Origin of the sequence: Comamonas sp. CMM02, assembly GCF_014851485.1 — a bacterium.
Lineage (GTDB): Bacteria > Pseudomonadota > Gammaproteobacteria > Burkholderiales > Burkholderiaceae_C > Comamonas > Comamonas avium.
Genome location: NZ_JACUZW010000005.1, coordinates 1 through 18,594, shown reverse-complemented (window position 1 = coordinate 18,594; position 18,594 = coordinate 1). Strand labels below are relative to the sequence as shown.

The 18,594-nt window shown below is 60.0% G+C and carries 15 protein-coding genes; 8 read left to right on the top strand and 7 right to left on the bottom strand.

Annotated features, from left to right (window positions below; translation table 11 throughout):
• Positions 1 to 5: 5 nt before the first annotated feature.
• The 6 genes from IB213_RS15400 to IB213_RS15375 all read right to left on the bottom strand — a co-directional run bounded on the left by IB213_RS15400 (position 6) and on the right by IB213_RS15375 (position 9,643).
• Positions 6 to 1,742, bottom strand: a complete 1,737-nt coding sequence (locus tag IB213_RS15400) for an MFS transporter (protein ID WP_192407672.1) — start codon at positions 1,740 to 1,742, stop codon at positions 6 to 8.
• The gene (locus IB213_RS15395) at positions 1,735 to 2,304 is read right to left on the bottom strand and encodes a TetR/AcrR family transcriptional regulator (protein WP_191721448.1); all 570 of its coding nucleotides are present in this window, start codon (positions 2,302 to 2,304) and stop codon (positions 1,735 to 1,737) included. Before IB213_RS15395 ends, IB213_RS15400 begins: the two co-directional genes overlap by 8 nt.
• A 244-nt stretch (positions 2,305 to 2,548) precedes the next feature.
• Positions 2,549 to 4,093 (bottom strand): PAS domain-containing methyl-accepting chemotaxis protein, encoded by a 1,545-nt coding sequence (locus IB213_RS15390; RefSeq protein WP_192407670.1) that lies wholly within the window; start codon positions 4,091 to 4,093, stop codon positions 2,549 to 2,551.
• A gap of 324 nt (positions 4,094 to 4,417) precedes the next feature.
• A complete protein-coding gene (locus IB213_RS15385; RefSeq protein ID WP_192407668.1) occupies positions 4,418 to 8,128 on the bottom strand; it encodes a response regulator in 3,711 nt (1,236 codons plus the stop codon).
• 65 nt (positions 8,129 to 8,193) lie between these two features.
• The gene (locus IB213_RS15380) at positions 8,194 to 8,574 is read right to left on the bottom strand and encodes a hypothetical protein (RefSeq protein ID WP_191721451.1); all 381 of its coding nucleotides are present in this window, start codon (positions 8,572 to 8,574) and stop codon (positions 8,194 to 8,196) included.
• A 124-nt stretch (positions 8,575 to 8,698) separates the two neighbouring features.
• Positions 8,699 to 9,643 (bottom strand): alpha/beta fold hydrolase, encoded by a 945-nt coding sequence (locus tag IB213_RS15375; protein WP_192407667.1) that lies wholly within the window; start codon positions 9,641 to 9,643, stop codon positions 8,699 to 8,701.
• Positions 9,644 to 9,730: 87 nt separating this feature from the next.
• Between IB213_RS15375 and IB213_RS15370 the strand changes: the two genes are divergently transcribed.
• The 6 genes from IB213_RS15370 to IB213_RS15345 all read left to right on the top strand — a co-directional run bounded on the left by IB213_RS15370 (position 9,731) and on the right by IB213_RS15345 (position 15,203).
• The gene (locus IB213_RS15370; RefSeq protein ID WP_191721773.1) at positions 9,731 to 10,789 is read left to right on the top strand and encodes an aldo/keto reductase; all 1,059 of its coding nucleotides are present in this window, start codon (positions 9,731 to 9,733) and stop codon (positions 10,787 to 10,789) included.
• Between the two features lie 30 nt (positions 10,790 to 10,819).
• A complete protein-coding gene (locus IB213_RS15365) occupies positions 10,820 to 11,317 on the top strand; it encodes an aminoacyl-tRNA deacylase (RefSeq protein WP_192407665.1) in 498 nt (165 codons plus the stop codon).
• Positions 11,318 to 11,390: 73 nt separating this feature from the next.
• Entirely contained in the window at positions 11,391 to 12,065 is a 675-nt protein-coding gene (plsY, locus tag IB213_RS15360; RefSeq protein ID WP_191721454.1) for a glycerol-3-phosphate 1-O-acyltransferase PlsY, read from the top strand.
• Positions 12,066 to 12,343: 278 nt separating this feature from the next.
• The gene (locus tag IB213_RS15355; RefSeq protein ID WP_191721455.1) at positions 12,344 to 13,618 is read left to right on the top strand and encodes a hydantoinase/carbamoylase family amidase; all 1,275 of its coding nucleotides are present in this window, start codon (positions 12,344 to 12,346) and stop codon (positions 13,616 to 13,618) included.
• 15 nt (positions 13,619 to 13,633) lie between these two features.
• Positions 13,634 to 14,539, top strand: coding sequence for a helix-turn-helix domain-containing protein (locus IB213_RS15350; protein ID WP_191721456.1), 906 nt, complete (start codon positions 13,634 to 13,636; stop codon positions 14,537 to 14,539).
• A gap of 10 nt (positions 14,540 to 14,549) precedes the next feature.
• A complete protein-coding gene (locus IB213_RS15345; RefSeq protein ID WP_191721457.1) occupies positions 14,550 to 15,203 on the top strand; it encodes an orotate phosphoribosyltransferase in 654 nt (217 codons plus the stop codon).
• A 385-nt stretch (positions 15,204 to 15,588) separates the two neighbouring features.
• On the opposite strand, the gene IB213_RS15340 is transcribed toward IB213_RS15345, so the two are convergent.
• Entirely contained in the window at positions 15,589 to 16,203 is a 615-nt protein-coding gene (locus IB213_RS15340) for an FMN-dependent NADH-azoreductase (protein WP_191721458.1), read from the bottom strand.
• Between the two features lie 118 nt (positions 16,204 to 16,321).
• Between IB213_RS15340 and IB213_RS15335 the strand changes: the two genes are divergently transcribed.
• Complete coding sequence (locus IB213_RS15335; protein WP_192407663.1) at positions 16,322 to 17,239, top strand: LysR family transcriptional regulator; 918 nt, start codon at positions 16,322 to 16,324, stop codon at positions 17,237 to 17,239.
• A gap of 169 nt (positions 17,240 to 17,408) precedes the next feature.
• A partial coding sequence (locus IB213_RS15330; RefSeq protein ID WP_192407661.1) for a retention module-containing protein occupies positions 17,409 to 18,594 on the top strand: 1,186 nt, incomplete at its 3' end.

Genomic DNA, 18,594 nt, shown 5'->3' with positions numbered 1-18,594 from the left:
TGGTTTTATCGGGAAGGCGGTGTGCTGGTGCTGACCGGGGGGGCGGCCCCTTCGTCATCAGGCTGCATGGCAGCGTCAGTCCCCATGTCGTGGGTGGTGCTGGCTGCGCGGCGCGCCGCTTGAGATGCAGCCAGCTTGGCGCTGCCCAGCAGCAGTACCGACCACAGCAGATAGCTCAGAGCTGCCATGGCAATCACACGAAAGACGTCATTGAAAGCCTGTACATGGGCCTCGCGCCGCACAATCTGGGCCAGCTGTGCGCTGGCTTGTGCGGCACGCTGGGCACTGTCTGTGATGTAAGGGGCCAGTGCCTGCTGCTGCAGTTGCAGGCGCTGTGCCACCAGCGGGTGGGTGGGGTCGATCTGCTCGACCAAGGCCACGGAATACGCTTGCTCTCGGTAGGTCTGGTAGGTGCCCAGCAAGGCAGAGCCCATCAAGCCGCCCAGCGTTTGCGTCAAAGAGATGGTCACGATGGCGGTCAGCATGAAATGGGGGCCGTTTTTAAGGCCCTGGGCAATACCTTGCAGCATCAACGGGCCCATGAACATGCCTGAACCCATGGCCAGAAAAAACTGGCTGACATAAAAATTGGCAGGCCTGTCCAGACTGCTGCGGTCAAAGTCCAGGATGGCTGCCACGCCCAGCAAGACAATCGCCGCCAGCAATTGCTTGCCCGCGGTTTCAAGGCCGAACGTCAGCGCCGAAGCTCCAATGCCAAGCACGGTGCCGATCAAAATGACGATGAACAGTGGCTGCATCTGCTCGGCCGTCATGCCCAGTGTGCGCATCAGGCCGACCACTCCGTAGCTTTGCTCTGTCGTCAAGAAACGCAGCACGATGGCGCCAATCACAAAGCGGATGGTGGCCCCCTGTGCAAACCAGCGTGTATGCAGCAGCGGGTTGGGGCGGTGGTGTTCCAGATACAGGCCGGCACAGATCAGACTGATGGCTGCCATCAGCATCCAGGCCAGCTCAGGTGCGTTGAACCACCAGCGGGTGGTGCCCTGCACCAGAACCGCCACCAGCAAGCCCACGCCGGGAATGAGCAGGCCCATGGTGAGAAAGTCGCGTGGCTCAAAGGCTTTGAGGTGCACACCCGCAGGCAGTTTGAGCATGACTACGGCTGCAAACGCCAGCAAGGCCAGACCAGCTTCAAGCATGTAGAGGTTTTGCCACTGCCCGTGATTGAGCAGGCTGGGTGACAGGATCCAGGCCAGTGGCGTGGCCAGCTGGCTGATGCCCACTCCCAGCACCAGCATCTTGAGCACGTAAGTGCGTGGCAGGGCCTGCAGCATGTACAGCGTACCCAGCGAAGTGCAGGCAGCGGCAGCCAGGCCACTGGCCGCACGCAGCCACAGCAGGCTGGCGCTGCTGCCCAGCACCAGATGCAGCAGACACAGCAATGCATAAGCGCCGAGACTGATTTCTGTGAACAGACGCATGCCGTATTGCTGGCGAAACTTGTAAATCAGCAAGTTGGCCGTGACATTGAACGTCACAAAGGCACCGGTCAGCCACGCCGCTTCGCTGCTGGTCAGCCCCATCTGCCCTTGAATGGTGGGCAGATTGGCTGTGAACAGTGCGTTGCCCAAACCTCCAGTAATGCCCACCAGTATGGCAACCAGGGCATAACACACGCGTTCCCAGGCCGCGTGCGAGAGCATGGCCGGTGAGCCGGGCAAGGCCGGTTTTTCGTGCTCTTCCCAGTCTGGTGGGCGGCGCAGGTAGACGGTTTCAGTCATCGAGCGGGTCGGGGCGCAGGCCACGGCGTAGCAGGCCCAGCGCCTGATTGGCAAGACGGCGGCGGTCGGCATCGGTATTGCCGCGCAAGGCGGCCCCCAGCATGCCAGACAGCAAGGCGATGTCCTGCGGCTGCACATCGCAGCGGACCAGACCATGGGCCTGGGCTTTTTTCAATGCCGGCGCAAAGCTTTCCTTGAAGCGCTGGCGTGCGTGTGTAAAGCGGGGGTCATTCAGACCCGTGGTGCGCCAGTAGTCCGACAGAGCAGGCGAGCGCACGATGCGCTCGGCCAGGTGTTCCAGCAGGATAAAGAAGGCCTCGGGCTGCGCGCTCAAACTCTGTGCTTTTTCATACAGACGCTCGCAGGAGCGTTCCAGCAGTGCCAGCAAGATGGCATGGCGGTCCGGGAACTGGCGGTACAGCGTGGCTCTGCCAACGCCGGCATGCGCCACCACCAGCTCCAGCGGGGCGTTGACGCCATGGGTGGTAAAGACGGCGTCTGCCGCATCTAGCAATTGCACACGGCGGGTTTCGGCATCAGGCCGTTTGGTGGGGGATGGCATAGGGGAAGTATTTTCGGACAATTTTGTCCGTTATGGGCTCGGCCGTAATTACCCATGCGGCAGGGCTGGTTTCCAGCAGGCAGGACAACAGCTATCTGTATGGCTTGGGCAACTGCTGACGCAGGCGCTCAAGGGGCAGCCTGTTTGTTCCCGGGGCCTGCCAGCGCCATGTTTGATACATCGTTACTTGGCCGTGCCGTACTTTTGTACGGTTGACGGCTTTGCCGGGTGCTGCTGGCAGCGCTTAGTGAAATACGCTGACGGCTTCGACCAGACGCTGGGTCTGGTTTTCCAGGCTTTGCGCTGCTGCGGCACTTTGTTCAACCAAGGCAGCGTTTTGCTGGGTGATGGAATCCATCTGACCGACGGACTGGTTGGCCTCCAAAATGCCGTCGCGCTGCTCGCGTGTGGCGGCGCTGATGTCGGTAATCAACACCGACACCTGCTGCACCTGCTGCACGATGGATTCAATCTCAGCCTGTGTGCTGGCAACCAAGGCGGTGCCGCTTTGCACTTTGTTGACGCAAGTGCCAATCAGTGTCTTGATTTCTTTGGCTGCTGAGGCGCTGCGCTGGGCCAGAGCGCGTACTTCCGAGGCAACGACCGCAAAACCGCGCCCTTGCTCGCCTGCGCGGGCCGCTTCAACGGCGGCATTGAGCGCCAGAATATTGGTTTGAAAAGCGATGGAGTCGATGGCGCCGATGATGTCGTTCATGCGGTTGGAGCTGGCAGAAATCTCTGCCATCACCTCTGAAACCTTGTGCATGGCCTGACCGCCCTGATTGGCCGTGGTGGATGACTTTTGCGCCAGTTGTGTGGCCTGTGCCGAGGTGCCCGCGTTGTTTTCGACCGTGCTGGTCATTTGCTCCATGAACGACGCGGTTTGCTGCACGCTGGCAGCCGATCGCTCGGTGCGTTCGCTCAAGTCGAGATTGCCCTTGGCAATTTCTTCAACGGCTGTGCGCACATTCATCACTTGCTGGCTGACATCGTCGATCAGCCAGCGAAACATCAGGCCCAGTTGGCTGATGGTGCGCATGGTGGTGCCGATCTCGTCCACACGGTCCACGTTCAGTGCAGCACGGTTACTGCCCGTGGCGACATCCAGCGCTTGCTGGCGCAGTTGCTCGATAGGGCGCGCAAATTGCATCTCCAGCAGCACATTGCCCATGGCAAAAATCAGCGTGAGCAAACCTGCCAGGCTGTACCCCGCAGGGTTGATGCCTTGCACTGCCAGTACCCCAGCAAGCGCCAGCAGCCATAGCCCCAGCATGTTGAGCCGCACCCGCGCGCGCACAGACATGAGTTTGCCGGCAGACACAATCTTCAACAGCCCCTTGCGCACCACAATGCCTTTGTAAATGCGTGTGCCTGTGGCTTTGCCTGCACGCATGGCCGCGTACAGGGCGCCAGCGGCCTGTGTTTCTTGTGCAGTGGGTTTGGTGCGCACGGACATGAAGCCTTTGACCGCACCATTGCGCATGATGGGAATGGCGTTGGCGCGCACCCAGTAAAAGTCACCGTTTTGGCGGCGGTTTTTGACCAGCGCGCTCCAGGGCTCGCCAGCTTTGAGGGTGGCCCACATGTCGGCAAATGCCTCGGGTGGCATATCGGGGTGGCGCACGATGTTGTGCGGCTGGCCTTGCAGCTCTTCCAGCGTATAGCCGCTGGCGCTGACAAAGGCGGCATTGGCATAGCTGATGTGGCTGTGTGGATCGGTGGTGGACATCAACGTTGCGTTGTCTGCCATCACATATTCATTGCTGGTAACTGGCTGGTTGTTGCGCATGGATGTCTCTAGTCCTCACTTCGAGTCTGATGGCCGCATGGTCAGTGCAAGAGTTGCAAACCACCACAGGGTGGTGCTTGATGGGCTCCGTCACAGAGCGAGCGGGCTGGGTTTTCGCAGGACGGTAAACGGAGATGCCCGCGCTACGAAAAATGCAGCGTATTTGCGAGTTGTTACATCCAGCGTAGGAAATTTACCCTATGGATTTAAAGCAATTGCTGACTTGAGGCGCTGCGGAACGGATATACGGCGAGCAGTCAATCCCTGTTGGAAGGTGTTTTCCGGCTCGCCCGGGGCCGCAATCCCTAAACCGCCGCGCCTTATTTACTGCGCCACAACCGTTGTGCAGTAACGGCGTACCTGGGCCAGCAATTGGTTGGGCGAGTAGGGCTTGGTCAGAAATGCCTGAGCGCCCAGATCCAGCGCTTTTTGGCTGACGGGGCCTGCAATGTGCGCAGTCAGCATGACGATGGGCAATTGCTTGAAGCGGGCCTCAGCCCTCACACGGCGCAGCAACTCCATGCCGTCCATGTTGGGCATTTCCACATCGGCAATTAACAGCGCGGGGGCATTGTCTGCTTGCAGCCACTGCAGTGCTTCCAGTCCATCGGCGGCAGTGGCGACACGGTAGCCATTGGTTTGCAGCAAATGCTGGGCCAGGCGGCGCACGCTCAGTGAATCATCGGCCAGCAGTATCAGGGGACGATCGGGTGCATTGTCTGCAGCAATGGGCACATTTTCTGCCGCATCGTGCCGGGCCAGCAAGCGTGCTTCATGGGCGCTGAGCACGGCTGCAGGCTCATACACCTGCAGCACCTGCCCAGACGGCTGCGCGGCCGTACCCAGCAGGCCAGGTACGGGCACTTCCATATCTGTGGGGGGCTGCAGCGTCACTTCCTGCGTGCCCAGTACCTCATCGACCACCAGGCCCCAGCGTGCGCTGTCGCTGCGCACGATCAGCAGGCTGCGCTGGCCGTCCAGTGTGGGCTCCATGCTGTGCGCCGATTGCTGCCACACGGCACCTGCCCAGTACACCGGCAAAGGGCCGGATGCATCGTCTTGCAAGACCCCTTGTGACAGGGCTTGCGTGGCGGTGTCCACGGCAATGCGGCGCACGGTCTCAAGGCTGCGCGCCGGCAAGGCAACGCGCCAGCTGCCTGCGCGCAAAGCCACCACCTGCTCCACCTGCGGAGGGGCAGGCAAGGTAATGTCAAACCGGCAGCCTTGCCCTGCAGCACTGGTAATGCGCAGTTTCCCGCCCAGACTGGCAATGGTGTCAGCCACCACATCCATCCCGATGCCGCGGCCAGCCAGTTCGGTGACGGCCGTGGCTGTGCTCAGACCCGGCTGCAAGATCAGCTGTGCTGCGCGGGCGTTGTCTATGGTCTCGTCTGCAGCGATCAGCCCTAATGCCAGGGCCTTGCTGCAAATGGCCGCAACGTTCAGCCCCGCTCCATCGTCTTGCAGGCTGAGCAGCTGTTGCTGGCCGGCATTGTGCAGACGGATGTGAATTTTTCCTGTTTCAGCTTTTTGGGCGCTTTGGCGGGCCTGCGTGGCTTCAATGCCGTGTGCCACGCAGTTGCGCAGCAGGTGCTCCAGCGCTGGCGTCAGGGCATCCAGCACGCTGTGCTCCATCTGGGTGTCTATGCCTTGCCAGACCAGCTCCACAGGTTTGCCTGTGTCCTGTGCTGCCAGCTGTGCGCAGTGGGTCAGCCGCTCCTGAATGTGAGCCAAAGGTCGCAAACGTGCGTAGAGTAAGGTGTGTTGCAAAGCGCGCAGGTGGCCCGCATGGGTGCTGAGCGCGTTGTGGGTATCAGCCACACCATGCTGCAGCTGCTGCTGGGCGGTGCCTAAATCGTCGGTGCAGTCATTGAGGCCATGCACCAGGGCATGCAGCTCTTCATGCCATTCATACGGCAGCTCTACATCGCCATGCAGCATGAGTGAATCGGCCCAGGCAGCACAGTCTTTGATGTGCGTACGCAGTTTTTGCAAGCCAGCGGCAATTTCGTTCAAAGACAGCTGGCTGGCCGTCAGTGCCTGCTGGCCAGCGTCTTGGGTGCTCCACAAGGCCTGTGCATGGCGGCCCACGGTCTCCAGCGGGTTCTGGCTCAGACGGCTTTGCAGGTGATCTGGATGGCGGTCGGCCATCTCTTGCTGCAACGCGACAAAGGCAATGCGCAAGGCCTCCAGAGGCTGCGGCAATGATGCCGGGCCACGTGGCCCGTGATGGGGTTGCACATCCAGGGCCAAGCCTTCCAGCGCGTGCACCTGGCTGGCCCAGGCCATGACGCCTGCCAGACGTGCACTGCCTTTGAGCGTGTGCAGGCTGCGCAGCAAAATTTGTCGTGCACTCTGGTCCTGGGGAGATTGTTGCCACTGTTTGAGCGCGCTTTGCAGTCTGGGCCAGACGCTGAGCATTTCTTCTTCAAAAACCGAAAAATGCATGGCATCCAGCACAGGCGCTGGTGCGGGTGGCTCAGCCTCCAGGGCCAGTGCGGCTTCGTCCTGCGCTGGTTCAGTTGCAACTGGGTTGCCGGTTAAGGCGTCCACAGCCTTGCCACCGTGTGGCGTGGGGTCTGACTCAGGCAGGTCTTGAACAGGGAAAGGGGCAGTTGTCTCTGGCAGCTGTGCGCACAGGCTGTACAGCGCCTCCATCACCTGAGGGTGTGCGCGGCGCATAAAACCTGCGGCGAACTGGTGCAGCAGGCGGTGAATTTCTTCGCTGGCGTGCTGGCAGGTTTGGCGCTGTGCCGGGTGCGAATCTGCGCGCATGCGCTGCAGGCAGCGCTGCAGCAAGTGAGACAGGGTGGCAATCTCTGTGCAGCCTGATGCCCAGGCCAGACGCGACAGCTCTGCTGCTTGCTCGACAGCTTCTTGCGGCAAGACTGCGCTTTCATCGGTCAGCCACGCGGCGATGCTGGACTCCAGTTGCTGCGACAGCAGTTCGGCCGCATGCAGAAAATCAAGGTCTGGTGCAAGCTGCGCTGTGGTAGCAAGGCCTTGCAAAAGGGGCTCGGTAGGCAGAATTTCTGGAGCCGCTTGAAAGGCAGGCAGTGCTGCAAGGCTCTGAGGTGCAGCGGGCGGCTGGTGCAGCGCTACGCGGCCTTCTGGCGTATCCAGCATGAATGTTTCAGTGGCTGTCTCCGCTTGCAGGGCAGCCTTTGCGGCTGCTATGGGCTGGCAATGCTGGTGCACCACTGCCAGTGCAGCAGGCAGGCTTTGCTGGCGCTGCATGGCAGCATCGGTGGCTTGTGCACAGAAGAACAGCAAGTCACGCGCCAGTGCAGGTGCTGGTACTTCCTGCCCTTTGGCAAAGCTGGCGTAGTGCGCAAGCAGGCGCGAGGCCAGACGTTTGGCGTAAAGGTCCAGCTCCAGCAGGCCGTATTCCAGCGCTTGCAGCCATGCCGCAGCCAGATGCCAGGTGGTGGCATCTGCCGCATGGGCAGACAGACCCAGACTCAGCTGCTGCAGCGTGGTGCAAAACGCGGGGTTGCCGGTCTGCAGCAGCGCCAGCACATGCTGGTCAAGCAGGGCGCGCAGCTCAGCGCAGGGCGGGGTGGCTTCAACGCCCTGGGGCGCTGTGAGTGTGGGCGTGGGCCAGGGGCTATCCCACAGGTCGGCGGGATGGGCGGTGTCTTTGCCGCTGAGTTTGGTCAGTGCGCGGTAGCTGGCAAAAAGGTCCTGCGGGCAGGTGGGCTCCCCGCGTTGCATTGCCTGTAAAAAAGCATGGGCATCGCGGGCGGCCAGCTGCAGCAGTTCGCCCGTTTTATCTGCCGGCGCCTCGCCAGTTGTGGCGTAGTGCAGCAGGGGCACTTCCATGGCCTGCATGAGGGTGGCCAGACTGTTGAGCTGCACCACTTGCAAGGCATTGACCATTTGCTGCAGCAGTTGCTTGGCTTGCAGCGCTTGCACCACGCTGGCGGGCGGCAGCATGTGCGTCAGATCCTGCACCATGGCGGTCACGGAGGGCAAGAGCAGCTGGCGGGGGTCTAGCGGGGCAGTGTCTGTGGACGGCTGCGCGGTCTCAGTCATGGGCAAGCGTTGTGGCGGATAAGGACTGGCGTGGACTATAGGGTGCATTGGCCCCAAGGCCCTGTTTATTCGACAAACTTGCCGTTTTCTTTGCGCCGCTGGCGCACGCCTTTGCGGATAAACATGTCAATGCCGGGAAAAGAGATGAAAGGCTGGCTCATGTCGCCGTGGACATGGGTGTTGAGTCGCAGGGGCAGATCGGCCAGCAGCGCCTGCACGGTCTGCACTTCGGGCGTGACCGTGCCTTTTTGTGTGCTGATGAAGTCTTGCAGATAGCGGCGCACTTCCACTTCAAGCTGCTCCAGGGTGGCGGGTGCACCGATGTACTCGGGCTTGGCAGCGCCAGCCACTTCGGTGCCAAAGAGGTAGCAGCCTATGTAGTCGCGGAAGGTTTCGCCCACGTTGGGGCCTTTGGTGAGTTTGCGCAGCAAGTCGGTGAGCCACATGGCAGCAGGCTTTCATAACAGCAGGCGCAAAAACAAGAGCTGCTTGCGCATGCAAATCAAGGGTTATAGGTTGAAATGTACCGCAAAGCCTTGAAATGAAAGCGCTAACTGCTTCTGATTTGATTTACTCAGTGCTGCGCGTGGGCTCAGGCTGGCAGAAGTCTTCAATCATCTGCGCCACTCGCTGGGGCTGGTCGTGGTGCAGCATGTGGCCTGCATCATCGAGCTGGGCAATGCGGCAGTGGGGTACGGCTTTCAGGCGTTCGTGGTACTGGGCCAGACTGTACCGGTCTTTCCACCACTGACCCAGACTGTCAGCCGTGGCCTCCACGGCCAGCACGGGTGCGCTGATGGCTGCGTAATGTGCCAGGGTTTCGTCCAGCCGGAACAGCTGGGGGTTGACGATCTTGTGCGCGGCATCACCCAAAATGGCCCAGCGGCCCTGCGCATTGGGGGCCGCCCATTCACCGGCCAGCCACAGCGCTTTGTCTGCGCTCAGGCGGTGGTTGGTTTTTTGCAGGCGTGCTGCCACGGCCTGCACGCTGTCGTAGGTTTTGAGCTCAATTGCACCGCTGTGCAAGGCTTTGAGCTCATCGAGCCACTGGGCCATGCGTTCAGGCGCTTGCGCGGGCTGGGTGGCAGGCAGGCCAAAGCCTTCCAGATTGATCACACGGCGAATGCGTGCAGGGCGAGCCCCTGCGTACAGCATGACCACGTTGCCGCCCATGCTGTGCCCCACCAGATCCACCATTTGCCCTTCGGGGGCGTAATGCTCCAGCAGGGCGTCCAGATCACCCAGGTAGTCAGCAAAGCTGTAGCTGTCGCTGGGTGAGGGGGGCATGCTGTGGCCAAAGCCACGCCAGTCAGGGGCAATGATGTGGCGACCGGTAAAAAAGGCTTCACTCAAGGCGTCCACCACAAACTGGTAGGACGCACCCACATCCATCCAGCCATGCAGTAACACCAGCGGCGGCACATCAGCGCGAGGCTGGCCCCACGTGCGCACCCGGTAGGTCATGTGGCGAATGGGCAGGTCTTGGGTGGTGCTGGGGCGCAAAGGGGTATACATGCGGTGCATTATTTGTGCAGTCGGTACTGACCACAGTCAAGATGGCGACGCAGCGCTCTACACTTGCTGGCTATGAATAGCCCAATGATGAACCCCGTGCGGCTGGGCCGCAGTGATTTGATGGTCAGCCCCATTTGCCTGGGCACCATGACTTTTGGCGAGCAGGTCAGCGAGCGCGAAGCCTTCGCCATCATGGACCGCGCGCTGGAGCGTGGCGTGAATTTCTGGGATACGGCCGAGATGTATGCCGTACCTGCACGCGCTGAAACCTTCGGTGCGACGGAGACCATCATTGGCAACTGGCTGGCAGCGCGCCCCGGTGTGCGCGAAAAGATCGTGCTGGCAACCAAGGTGGCGGGCCCCTCGCGAGGCATGCCCTGGATTCGCGAAGGCGCAGGCATGACAGCGGCGGACATTGTGGCCTCGTGCGAGGGCAGCTTGCGCCGTCTGCAAACCGATGTGATTGATCTCTACCAGATTCACTGGCCCGAGCGGCATGCCCCGGCCTTTGGCAACCTGTATTACGACCCTGCCAAGGAAGTGACGCAGACGTCCATCCATACGCAGCTGGAGACGCTCGCTCAGCTGGTACAGCAGGGCAAGATTCGCAACGTGGGCTTGTCCAACGAAACGCCTTATGGCGTGCATGAGTTTGTGCGTCTGGCCGAGCAATACGGCCTGCCACGCGTGGCCAGCGTGCAAAACCCGTACTGCCTGATTAACCGCAGCTGGGACAACGCCATGGATGAAAGCTGCGACCGTCTGGGCGTGAGCTTGCTGGCATATTCGCCGCTGGGCGTGGGTTTGCTGACGGGCAAATACGACGCATCGGGCACCACCGGTCCTGATGCCCCGCAAGGCACGCGGCTGGCATATCCCTCGGTGCAAAAGCAGCGCTGGGGCCGCCCAGAAGCGCTGGAGACGGCGCGCCTGTACAACGCCTTGGCGCGCGAGCATGGCCTGACTGCAACTCAGCTGGCACTGGCCTTTTGCTACCGCAGCTGGCGCGTGGCCAGCACCATCATTGGTGTGACCAGTCTGGCGCAGCTGGATGAAAATCTGGATGCCTGGAGCGTGCAGCTGACACCTGAGCTGTTGAGCCAGGTGGATGCACTGCGCTGGAAATTTCGCGACCCAGGGCAGTAATAAGCCGCCCACCCAACGTTCTTCAAGCCAATGGCAAAAAAAGACAAAGTCCATGTGAGCGAAACGCCGGCTACGCACATGCTCAAAGCCCATAAAGTGGTGTTTACCGAACATCCTTATGAGTATGTGGAGCACGGCGGCACTTCAGAATCTGCCAAGCAACTGGGGCTCGATGAGCACGCCGTGGTGAAAACCCTGGTCATGCAAGACCAGGATGCCAAGCCGCTGATTGTGCTGATGCACGGTGACTGCACCGTCTCCACCAAAAATCTGGCGCGCCAGATCAGTGCCAAGAGCGTAGAGCCCTGCAAGCCTGAGGTAGCCAGTCGCCACAGTGGCTATCTGGTGGGGGGCACTTCGCCGTTTGGGCTGCGCAAGCCCATGCCGGTGTATATCGAGCAATCCATTTTGGAGCTGCCGCGCATTGCCATCAATGGTGGGCGGCGCGGTTTTCTGGTGCAGCTGGATCCAAGGGTTTGTGTGGACTTGCTGGGTGCCAGGCCCGTGCAGTGCGCGCTGGCACAATAAGCACTTTGGCACCTGGTGCTGTAGAAACCCACATAACAAAAGTCTGCCCTGAAGGCAGGCAAGGATTGCAGTTTTGAATTCCGTATTACCTGTATTGGCCACCGTGGTGGCCTATTTGATTGGATCGCTGTCGTTTGCGGTCATTGTCAGCTCTGTCATGGGGCTCAATGATCCGCGCTCCTACGGCAGTGGCAACCCTGGCGCAACCAATGTGCTGCGCTCAGGCAGCAAAACCGCCGCAGCACTGACGCTGCTGCTGGATGCCGTCAAGGGTCTGGTGCCCGTGCTGCTGGTGAAGTACTGGGGTCCTGAATATGGCCTGCACGAAGGTACGCTGGCACTGGTGGCCATTGCAGCTTTTCTGGGACACCTGTTCCCGATCTTCTTCAAATTCAAGGGTGGCAAAGGCGTTGCCACTGCGCTGGGCGTGCTGCTGGGCCTGAGCGGCTGGCTGGGTCTGCTGGTGTTGCTGACATGGCTGGCGGTAGCTGTTGTCACGCGCTATTCATCACTGTCGGCACTGCTGGCTGCCGTGCTTGCACCGGTGTATTACGTGCTGTTTGGCGCAAGCCTTTGGGATTATGAAAAACCGGTGCTGCTGGCAGTGATTGCCATGTCGGCATTGCTGCTGTGGCGCCATGCAGAGAACATCAGCCGCTTGCTCAAGGGTCAGGAAAGTAAGATCGGCAGCAAGAAAGACAAGGCGGCGGTTGCTCCCGCTGTGAAAAAGTCCAGGCCTAAACGCTAAGCTTTTTGGTCTTCTGCGCCATCCATGCCCGCCCTGTGCGGGCATTTTTCATGGTGTGGCCCTTGGCTGGGGGCATGCCACAGGCTGCAGCTTGAACCGTAGCAATTGGTACTGTGCCTTGTGGGGCATGTCAGATGGAGATGCCTTGGTGTCAAAAAAGATACTGAAAATTCAAATTCAGCACTTAATTGCGGGAAGTACGTATCTTTTTTGAGATTAGCATGTGTCCTTAGCAACCCTGAAAGCCTGTACGCACGTTGGAGTGCAGGCATGTTGATATGGAACTGCAGTCTTTACAGCCCCTTGCACAGCAATTGTTTGCGGATGTCCGTGCGCTGACATTTGATGGCGTCGGTGTCACCCGTGCCAGCTATGGTGAAGGCGAGAACGCCTGCGCCGCCTACCTCGATACCTTCGCGCGCAAAGAAGGTCTGGAGGTTGCTACCGACCGCGCGGGCAATTTCATTTATTTTGACCCTGCAGACACCCGCACCACACCGGCCATCTGGTCGGGCTCGCACCTGGATTCAGTGCCCCAGGGCGGCAACTATGATGGTCTGGCTGGTGTGGTGGCCGGCTTGCTGGTGCTGATTGCCGCCAAGCGCGCTGGCACGACGCTGCCCGCGCCACTGAAAGTGATTGGTTTTCGCGGTGAAGAAAGTGCGTGGTTTGGCAAGGCCTACATGGGCTCAGGCGCGTTGTGGGGCAAATTGTCGTCCGCAGATCTGGAGCTGCAGCGCCGTGGCGATGCCATCAGCCTGCGCGATGCCTTCAAGGCCTGCGGCGCTGATGTCGACGCCATCAGCCGCCAGGAAAAACTCTTCAACCCAGCCGATGTGCTGGCCTACGTAGAGCTGCACATTGAGCAAGGCCCGGTGATGGTGGCGCGCGAAATCCCGGTGGGTGTCGTCAGCGGCATTCGCGGCAATGTGCGTCACAACAAGATTGAGTGCTTTGGCGAGGCCCAGCACTCGGGCGTGGTGCCCCGCTGGCTGCGAAAGGATGCGGTGTTTGCCGTATCAGATCTGATTGTGCGCGTAGACAACCACTGGCGCGCACTGCTGGAGCGCGGCACCGATCTGGTGGTCACTTGCGGTGTGGTGCAGACCAACCCGGCCGAGCATTCCATCTCGCGTGTGCCTGGCTACGCCCACTTCAGTTTTGAAGCACGCAGCAAGAGCAGCGACACGCTGGAGGCCTTCTACCAGCTGGTGCAGGCCGAGATGAACTCCATTGAGCGTGAGCGCGGCGTGCAGTTCAAGGCTGACCGCCGTTTGCTCAGCGAGCCTGCCATCACTGATCCGCATTTGTGCGACCTGATGGCCAAGGCCTGCCGTGACCGCGGTATTGCGCATGAGCGCATTCCCAGTGGCGCAGGCCATGATGCGGCCTTGTTTGCCAACGGCGGCATCCCTTCGGCCATGGTGTTTGTACGCAACCAAAATGGCTCGCACAACCCATATGAAGCCATGGAGCTGTCGGACTTTATGCTTGGCACGCAGGTGATGGCCGATACGATTGCCGCCATCACCCCACGCGCTGCATCGCACTAGTGGTCCCAGCTTTTTATGCCAGCTTCTGCCTTTACCTCCCACATTGACTACGCTGCCATGGGCGACCGGCTGCGCGCCTACCGCATGGGCGCGGGCCTGCAAGCCGATGAAGTGGCGCAGCAACTGGGGGTATCGCGTGCGGTGGTCTATCGCATGGAAAAAGGCGAAATTGTCAAAATCGACACGCTGGAGCGTCTGGCGCATTTGCTGGGCACCAGCCTGGCATCGCTGCTGGGCGTGGAGGCAGAGTACTACGCCTCAGCCTTGGCACTGTTTGAGCGCATGCGCCAGATTGAGCAAACCTCAGAGCGCATCCTGGCGCACTTTGAGCCGATCTCGGTGCTGCTCATGTCTGAGCAGTATCTGGGCTATCTGGCCTTGATGCTGGAGGAAGCCTTACCGCAAGGCACGGATGCCAGCGCCCAAGCCCAGCAAACGCACCAGATCATGGACATCTTGCGCGAGCGCAAGCTCAACTTTGAGCGGCGCAAGCCCCACATCGTCAGCTTGATTGGCCTGCGCGAGCTAGAGCGTTTTGTGCAAACCGGGTTGATTGGCCGCATGGACATGCCCGCCCAGGTGCGCCGCGAGCGCAGGCAGGCGGCGCACCATGAAGTGCTGCGCATTGCCGAGCTGATGGACAGCGAGCCCTGGTATGCGCAAGTAGGGCTGGTGGATGACGCCATGCCCTCGGCCACCTACCAGGTGCTGATCGGAGCCGGCCACAGGGTGCTGATGCACAGCCCATTTCGCCTGGGCGAGTTGCCCAACGTGCGCAACGGCATGGCCATGGTTACCGCCTCGCAAGAAGCCGTGGCGCTGCACGAGCGCATGACCACACATTTATGGGCCACGGCCAGCAAAGGCAAAGCGGGCGCGCAGCGCCTGCGTGATTTGCTGGCACGTTGCCCCATTGCCTAGAAAGAACACCATGAATGAATCTTTGAGCCAACAAGCCGCAGCATGGTTGCTGGATGCCGGTTGCGTGGAAGTGCGCACCGATGCGCCATTTTTGCTCCCCTCGGGCTGGGCCAGCCCGGTGTACATGGATGCTACGCGGCTGATTTCGCTGCCCACTATTCGTCGCGGCTTGATGAAGCAGGGCGTGCAGCGCTTGCTCGATGCCGGCGCGCTGCAGGGCCTGAGCGCCGTGGCCGGCGGCGAATCCAGTGGCATTGCCTTTGCGGCATGGTTTGCTGAAAAGCTGGACATGCCCTTGCAGTACGTGCGCAAGCGCGCTGTGGGCAGCCGCCAGATTGAAGGCGTGGTCGAGCAGGGCGGCAAAGTGCTGCTGGTGGATGACATGGTCTCTGCCGGGCAGTACAAGCTGAGCTTTATCGACGCCCTGCGTGCCCAGGGTGCACGCGTAGAAGACCTGTTTGTCGTGTTTGACTACGGCTGCTTTGGCTCGGATACCGTGCTGTCCCAGCACGGTGTGCGCGTGCATGCGCTGTGCAACTGGCAAGACGTGCTGGCCATGGCTTTTCAGCGGGGTGGCTTTTCGGTCGAGCAGCTGGCCATCTGGCAAGCCTTCCTGCAAAACCCCGCCAAGTGGTCGCTGGCGCACGGCGGTATTGGCAAGTAAAGCGTTCATATATTAAAAATAATAGCTGCTATCGCTTATAAATAAACGGTTTCAAATAGTTTTATATCTGAAAACGTTATGTAGTAAGCGTTGGTAGCTCCTTTATTAATGCACATGCTCGCTGCATCGTGCTGTATGAGTTTTTCGGCCAGCGTCCGGCAATTGTTGGGGTTCAGTCGCCGTGTGGTGCGTTAATGAGGTGATTGAGTTACGTACCGCAGTCAGCGCAGTACCGGCGTTGTGCCAGGTTTGTAACGGCCTTGCACGGACTGGTGTTGTGGTGCCAACGTGCACAGCACAGCACGCAGTACACAGCATGACCGGCGTAACAACAAAAAAAGCCTGCTCGAATGAGCAGGCTTTTTGCATGGCGCAGGCGCTGTGATTAAGCGGCTGTCACAGCCTTCACATCGTTAGCAGCGCTGGCAAATGCAGAGGCCACGGCTTCAGGGCCCATGCCCAGACCCTCGGCGCGCACAAAGCGCACGTCGGTGATGCCAAAGAAGCCCAGCACTACCTTCAGGTAGCTTTCTTGGTGCTCCAGCGCCTGCATGGCTTCGGAGGTGGAGTACACGCCACCACGGCTGGAAGCCACGATCACGGTCTTGCCCTTGGCCAGACCTTCGGGGCCACTGGCGGTGTAGCGGAAAGTGCGTCCGGGCTGGGCCAGGCGGTCAATCCAGGCCTTCAGCTGAGAAGGAATGGAGAAATTGTAGAAAGGCGCGCCAATCACAATCACGTCGGCAGACAGAAACTGGCTCACCAGTTGCTCGGACACAGCGTTCTCTGCAGTTTGCTCAGCGCTCAGGCCTTCAGTCTGGCCCGTACGCGGTGCCATCGCAGCCATGGTGAAGTGGTTGGGGGCCTGAGCGACCAAATCCAGATATTCCACTTCAGTGTCTGGGTGCTTGGCGGTCCAGGCAGCCACAATTTGCTGTGTCAGCTTGCGCGACGCAGAGTTATCGCCAGTGATGGATGAGTCAACGTGCAGTAGTTTCAAGGTGTGCTCCTGAGAATTTGGTTCGATGGGCTGAAGTATGGATTACACACTTAAATTTGATAAGTCTGCATTAATGCGATAGATTGTTCTAAATTTGGAACAATTAAGGAGTCGCTTCATGCAAGACCTCAACGACATGCTGTACTTTGCCGAGGTGGTAGAGCGCGGGGGATTCGCAGCGGCCGGGCGTGCGCTGGGGATTCCCAAGTCACGCCTGTCGCGTCGGGTGGCAGAACTGGAAGCTTTGCTGGGCGTGCGACTTTTGCAGCGCACCACGCGCAAGCTGTCACTGACCGAGGTGGGCGCCGCCTATTTGCGCCATTGTCAAGCCATGCGTGATGCGGCACAGGCGGCGCTGGATACGGTTCAGCAGGTGCAGAGCGAGCCCCGTGGCACGGTGCGTGTGAGCTGCCCCGTCACTCTGTCGCAAACAGTGCTGGCACCGCTGATCCCCCGCTATCTGGAGCGCTACCCCGAGGTGCGTGTCGAGATGACCGTGGTGAACCGCCCTGTCAACGTGGTGGAAGAGGGTCTTGATGTGGCCCTGCGTGTGCGCGCTTCGCTGGAAGACAGCGCCAGCATGGTGGTCAAGCGGCTGGATGTGGCCAATCAGATTTTGCTGGCCAGCCCGCAGTACCTGGTGCGGGCAGGGGTGCCTGCAACGCCACAAGATCTGCTGCAGCACCAAGTGCTTTCCATGTCGTCCTTTGAAGGCGTTGCACATTGGCGGCTGCGCAGTGATACGGGTGCCGAGGTGCAACTGCAGCCACAGGTTCGCTACATGGCAGATGATTTGATGACATTGAAGCTGGCAGTCTTGGGTGGTGCCGGTGTGTGCTATCTGCCCGATTACATGTGTGAGGCTGAAATCAAGCGGGGTGAGCTGGTTGTTGTCCTGCCGCAGTGGCGCTTTCCACCGGGCATCGTGCACGCGGTATTTAGCTCTCGGCGCGGGCTGACGCCAGCGGTGCGCAGTTTTTTGGATTTTCTCGGAGAGTTCATGCCAGGCACCAGTGGTGCAGTGGCGGCACATTAAGTGCTGCAAGGGCGCGTACGCTGGAGTGGCTTAAAGCATTGGGTATTGGCTTTGCGGCCAATAGCATTACCCCTAGTTTTTTCTTAGTATCTAAACGTATTCGGGTGTTTGCCCGCGGGTCGCTACCACGGGTAGTGTGAGTGCAATCTAAGAAAAGTTAGGACAGTCAATGGCAACGGTAGTGGTGGTGAAGCTGACAGGGCAAGCATGGGTACGTGACAACAATAATGGAACGCTGATACCGCTGACAGAAGGCATGGAGATTGCGGAAAATGCCAACGTCGTGACAGCCTCGGGTGCTCAAGTGCAGTTGCAGGCGCAAGGTCAGACGCTTATTACGGTGGACTCCGGCCAGGACATGAGCTTGAATGCGGAGCTTTTTACAAGCACCTTGCCGCAAGAAGCTGCTGTGGCAGCGTTAGCGCCTTCAGAGATTGATGGTCTGATTGCCGCCATCAATCAGGGGCAAGATCCTTTTGCAGATCTGGAGGCTCCGGCCGCAACACTGGGTGGTGGCGAAGCTGGCGGCAGCACATTTGTGCGTCTGGCCAATGTTCTGGAAGCCACCATTCCGCTGGACCTTGCATACCCGCGCTCGATCACTGCGCTGGATGCTGATCGTTTATCTGGTGGCGCTGTACCAGAAGAATCCGCAGCCGAAACACCTGCCACCCCTTATGCAGGGAAGGTGCAACTTTCCAGCACCCCTCAGGTGGTGGAAGGTGGAGGCATCACGATCACTGCCACAGTGGACCAGCCACCTGTTGGCACAGACTTGGTCATCACCCTGAAAACAGGCGAGGTCATCACCATACCTGTGGGCTCCTACACGGGCTCAGTTGTCGTCGGAAGCCGAGTGGATGATGTGTACATCCAGGGAACGAATACCCAGACTTTTGAAATTGGCTCCACATCAGGTGGCGGCTATGACAGCTTGGACAGCAACACCAGCACCCAAACTCAGGTGGTTGATGACGTAGACACGGTCAAAGTGACCTTGGTCGGTACCAACGCCGTCGAAGGCAGCACGAACGTGACCGTGGGCGGCAGCCTTGACCACGCACCACAAACCGAACTGGTGGTGACACTGAGCAACGGCGCCACGATCACGTTTGGCGTGGGCTATGTACCGGGCACAGTGGTGCAATCGACCGCGTTTGCGGTGCAGGGCGATGACGTCTACAAGGATGGCGCCACCGAGACGCTGACCATTACAGGCACCAATGGCGGCGGTAACTTTGAAAATCTGGACACCACAGCCACGGCAGACGTGGTGGTGGCCGATACGCCTGACACGGTCAAGGTGACCTTGGTGGGCACCAGCGCCGTCGAAGGCAGCACAAACGTGACCGTGG

Excerpts from the sequence above, each read along its gene's own strand:
- IB213_RS15400 (WP_192407672.1), bottom strand. The coding sequence starts at position 1,742 with ATGACTGAAACCGTCTACCTGCGCCGCCCACCAGACTGGGAAGAGCAC.
- IB213_RS15395 (WP_191721448.1), bottom strand. The coding sequence starts at position 2,304 with ATGCCATCCCCCACCAAACGGCCTGATGCCGAAACCCGCCGTGTGCAA.
- IB213_RS15390 (WP_192407670.1), bottom strand. The coding sequence starts at position 4,093 with ATGCGCAACAACCAGCCAGTTACCAGCAATGAATATGTGATGGCAGAC.
- IB213_RS15385 (WP_192407668.1), bottom strand. The coding sequence starts at position 8,128 with ATGACTGAGACCGCGCAGCCGTCCACAGACACTGCCCCGCTAGACCCC.
- IB213_RS15380 (WP_191721451.1), bottom strand. The coding sequence starts at position 8,574 with ATGTGGCTCACCGACTTGCTGCGCAAACTCACCAAAGGCCCCAACGTG.
- IB213_RS15375 (WP_192407667.1), bottom strand. The coding sequence starts at position 9,643 with ATGTATACCCCTTTGCGCCCCAGCACCACCCAAGACCTGCCCATTCGC.
- IB213_RS15370 (WP_191721773.1), top strand. The coding sequence starts at position 9,731 with ATGAACCCCGTGCGGCTGGGCCGCAGTGATTTGATGGTCAGCCCCATT.
- IB213_RS15365 (WP_192407665.1), top strand. The coding sequence starts at position 10,820 with ATGGCAAAAAAAGACAAAGTCCATGTGAGCGAAACGCCGGCTACGCAC.
- IB213_RS15355 (WP_191721455.1), top strand. The coding sequence starts at position 12,344 with ATGGAACTGCAGTCTTTACAGCCCCTTGCACAGCAATTGTTTGCGGAT.
- IB213_RS15350 (WP_191721456.1), top strand. The coding sequence starts at position 13,634 with ATGCCAGCTTCTGCCTTTACCTCCCACATTGACTACGCTGCCATGGGC.
- IB213_RS15345 (WP_191721457.1), top strand. The coding sequence starts at position 14,550 with ATGAATGAATCTTTGAGCCAACAAGCCGCAGCATGGTTGCTGGATGCC.
- IB213_RS15335 (WP_192407663.1), top strand. The coding sequence starts at position 16,322 with ATGCAAGACCTCAACGACATGCTGTACTTTGCCGAGGTGGTAGAGCGC.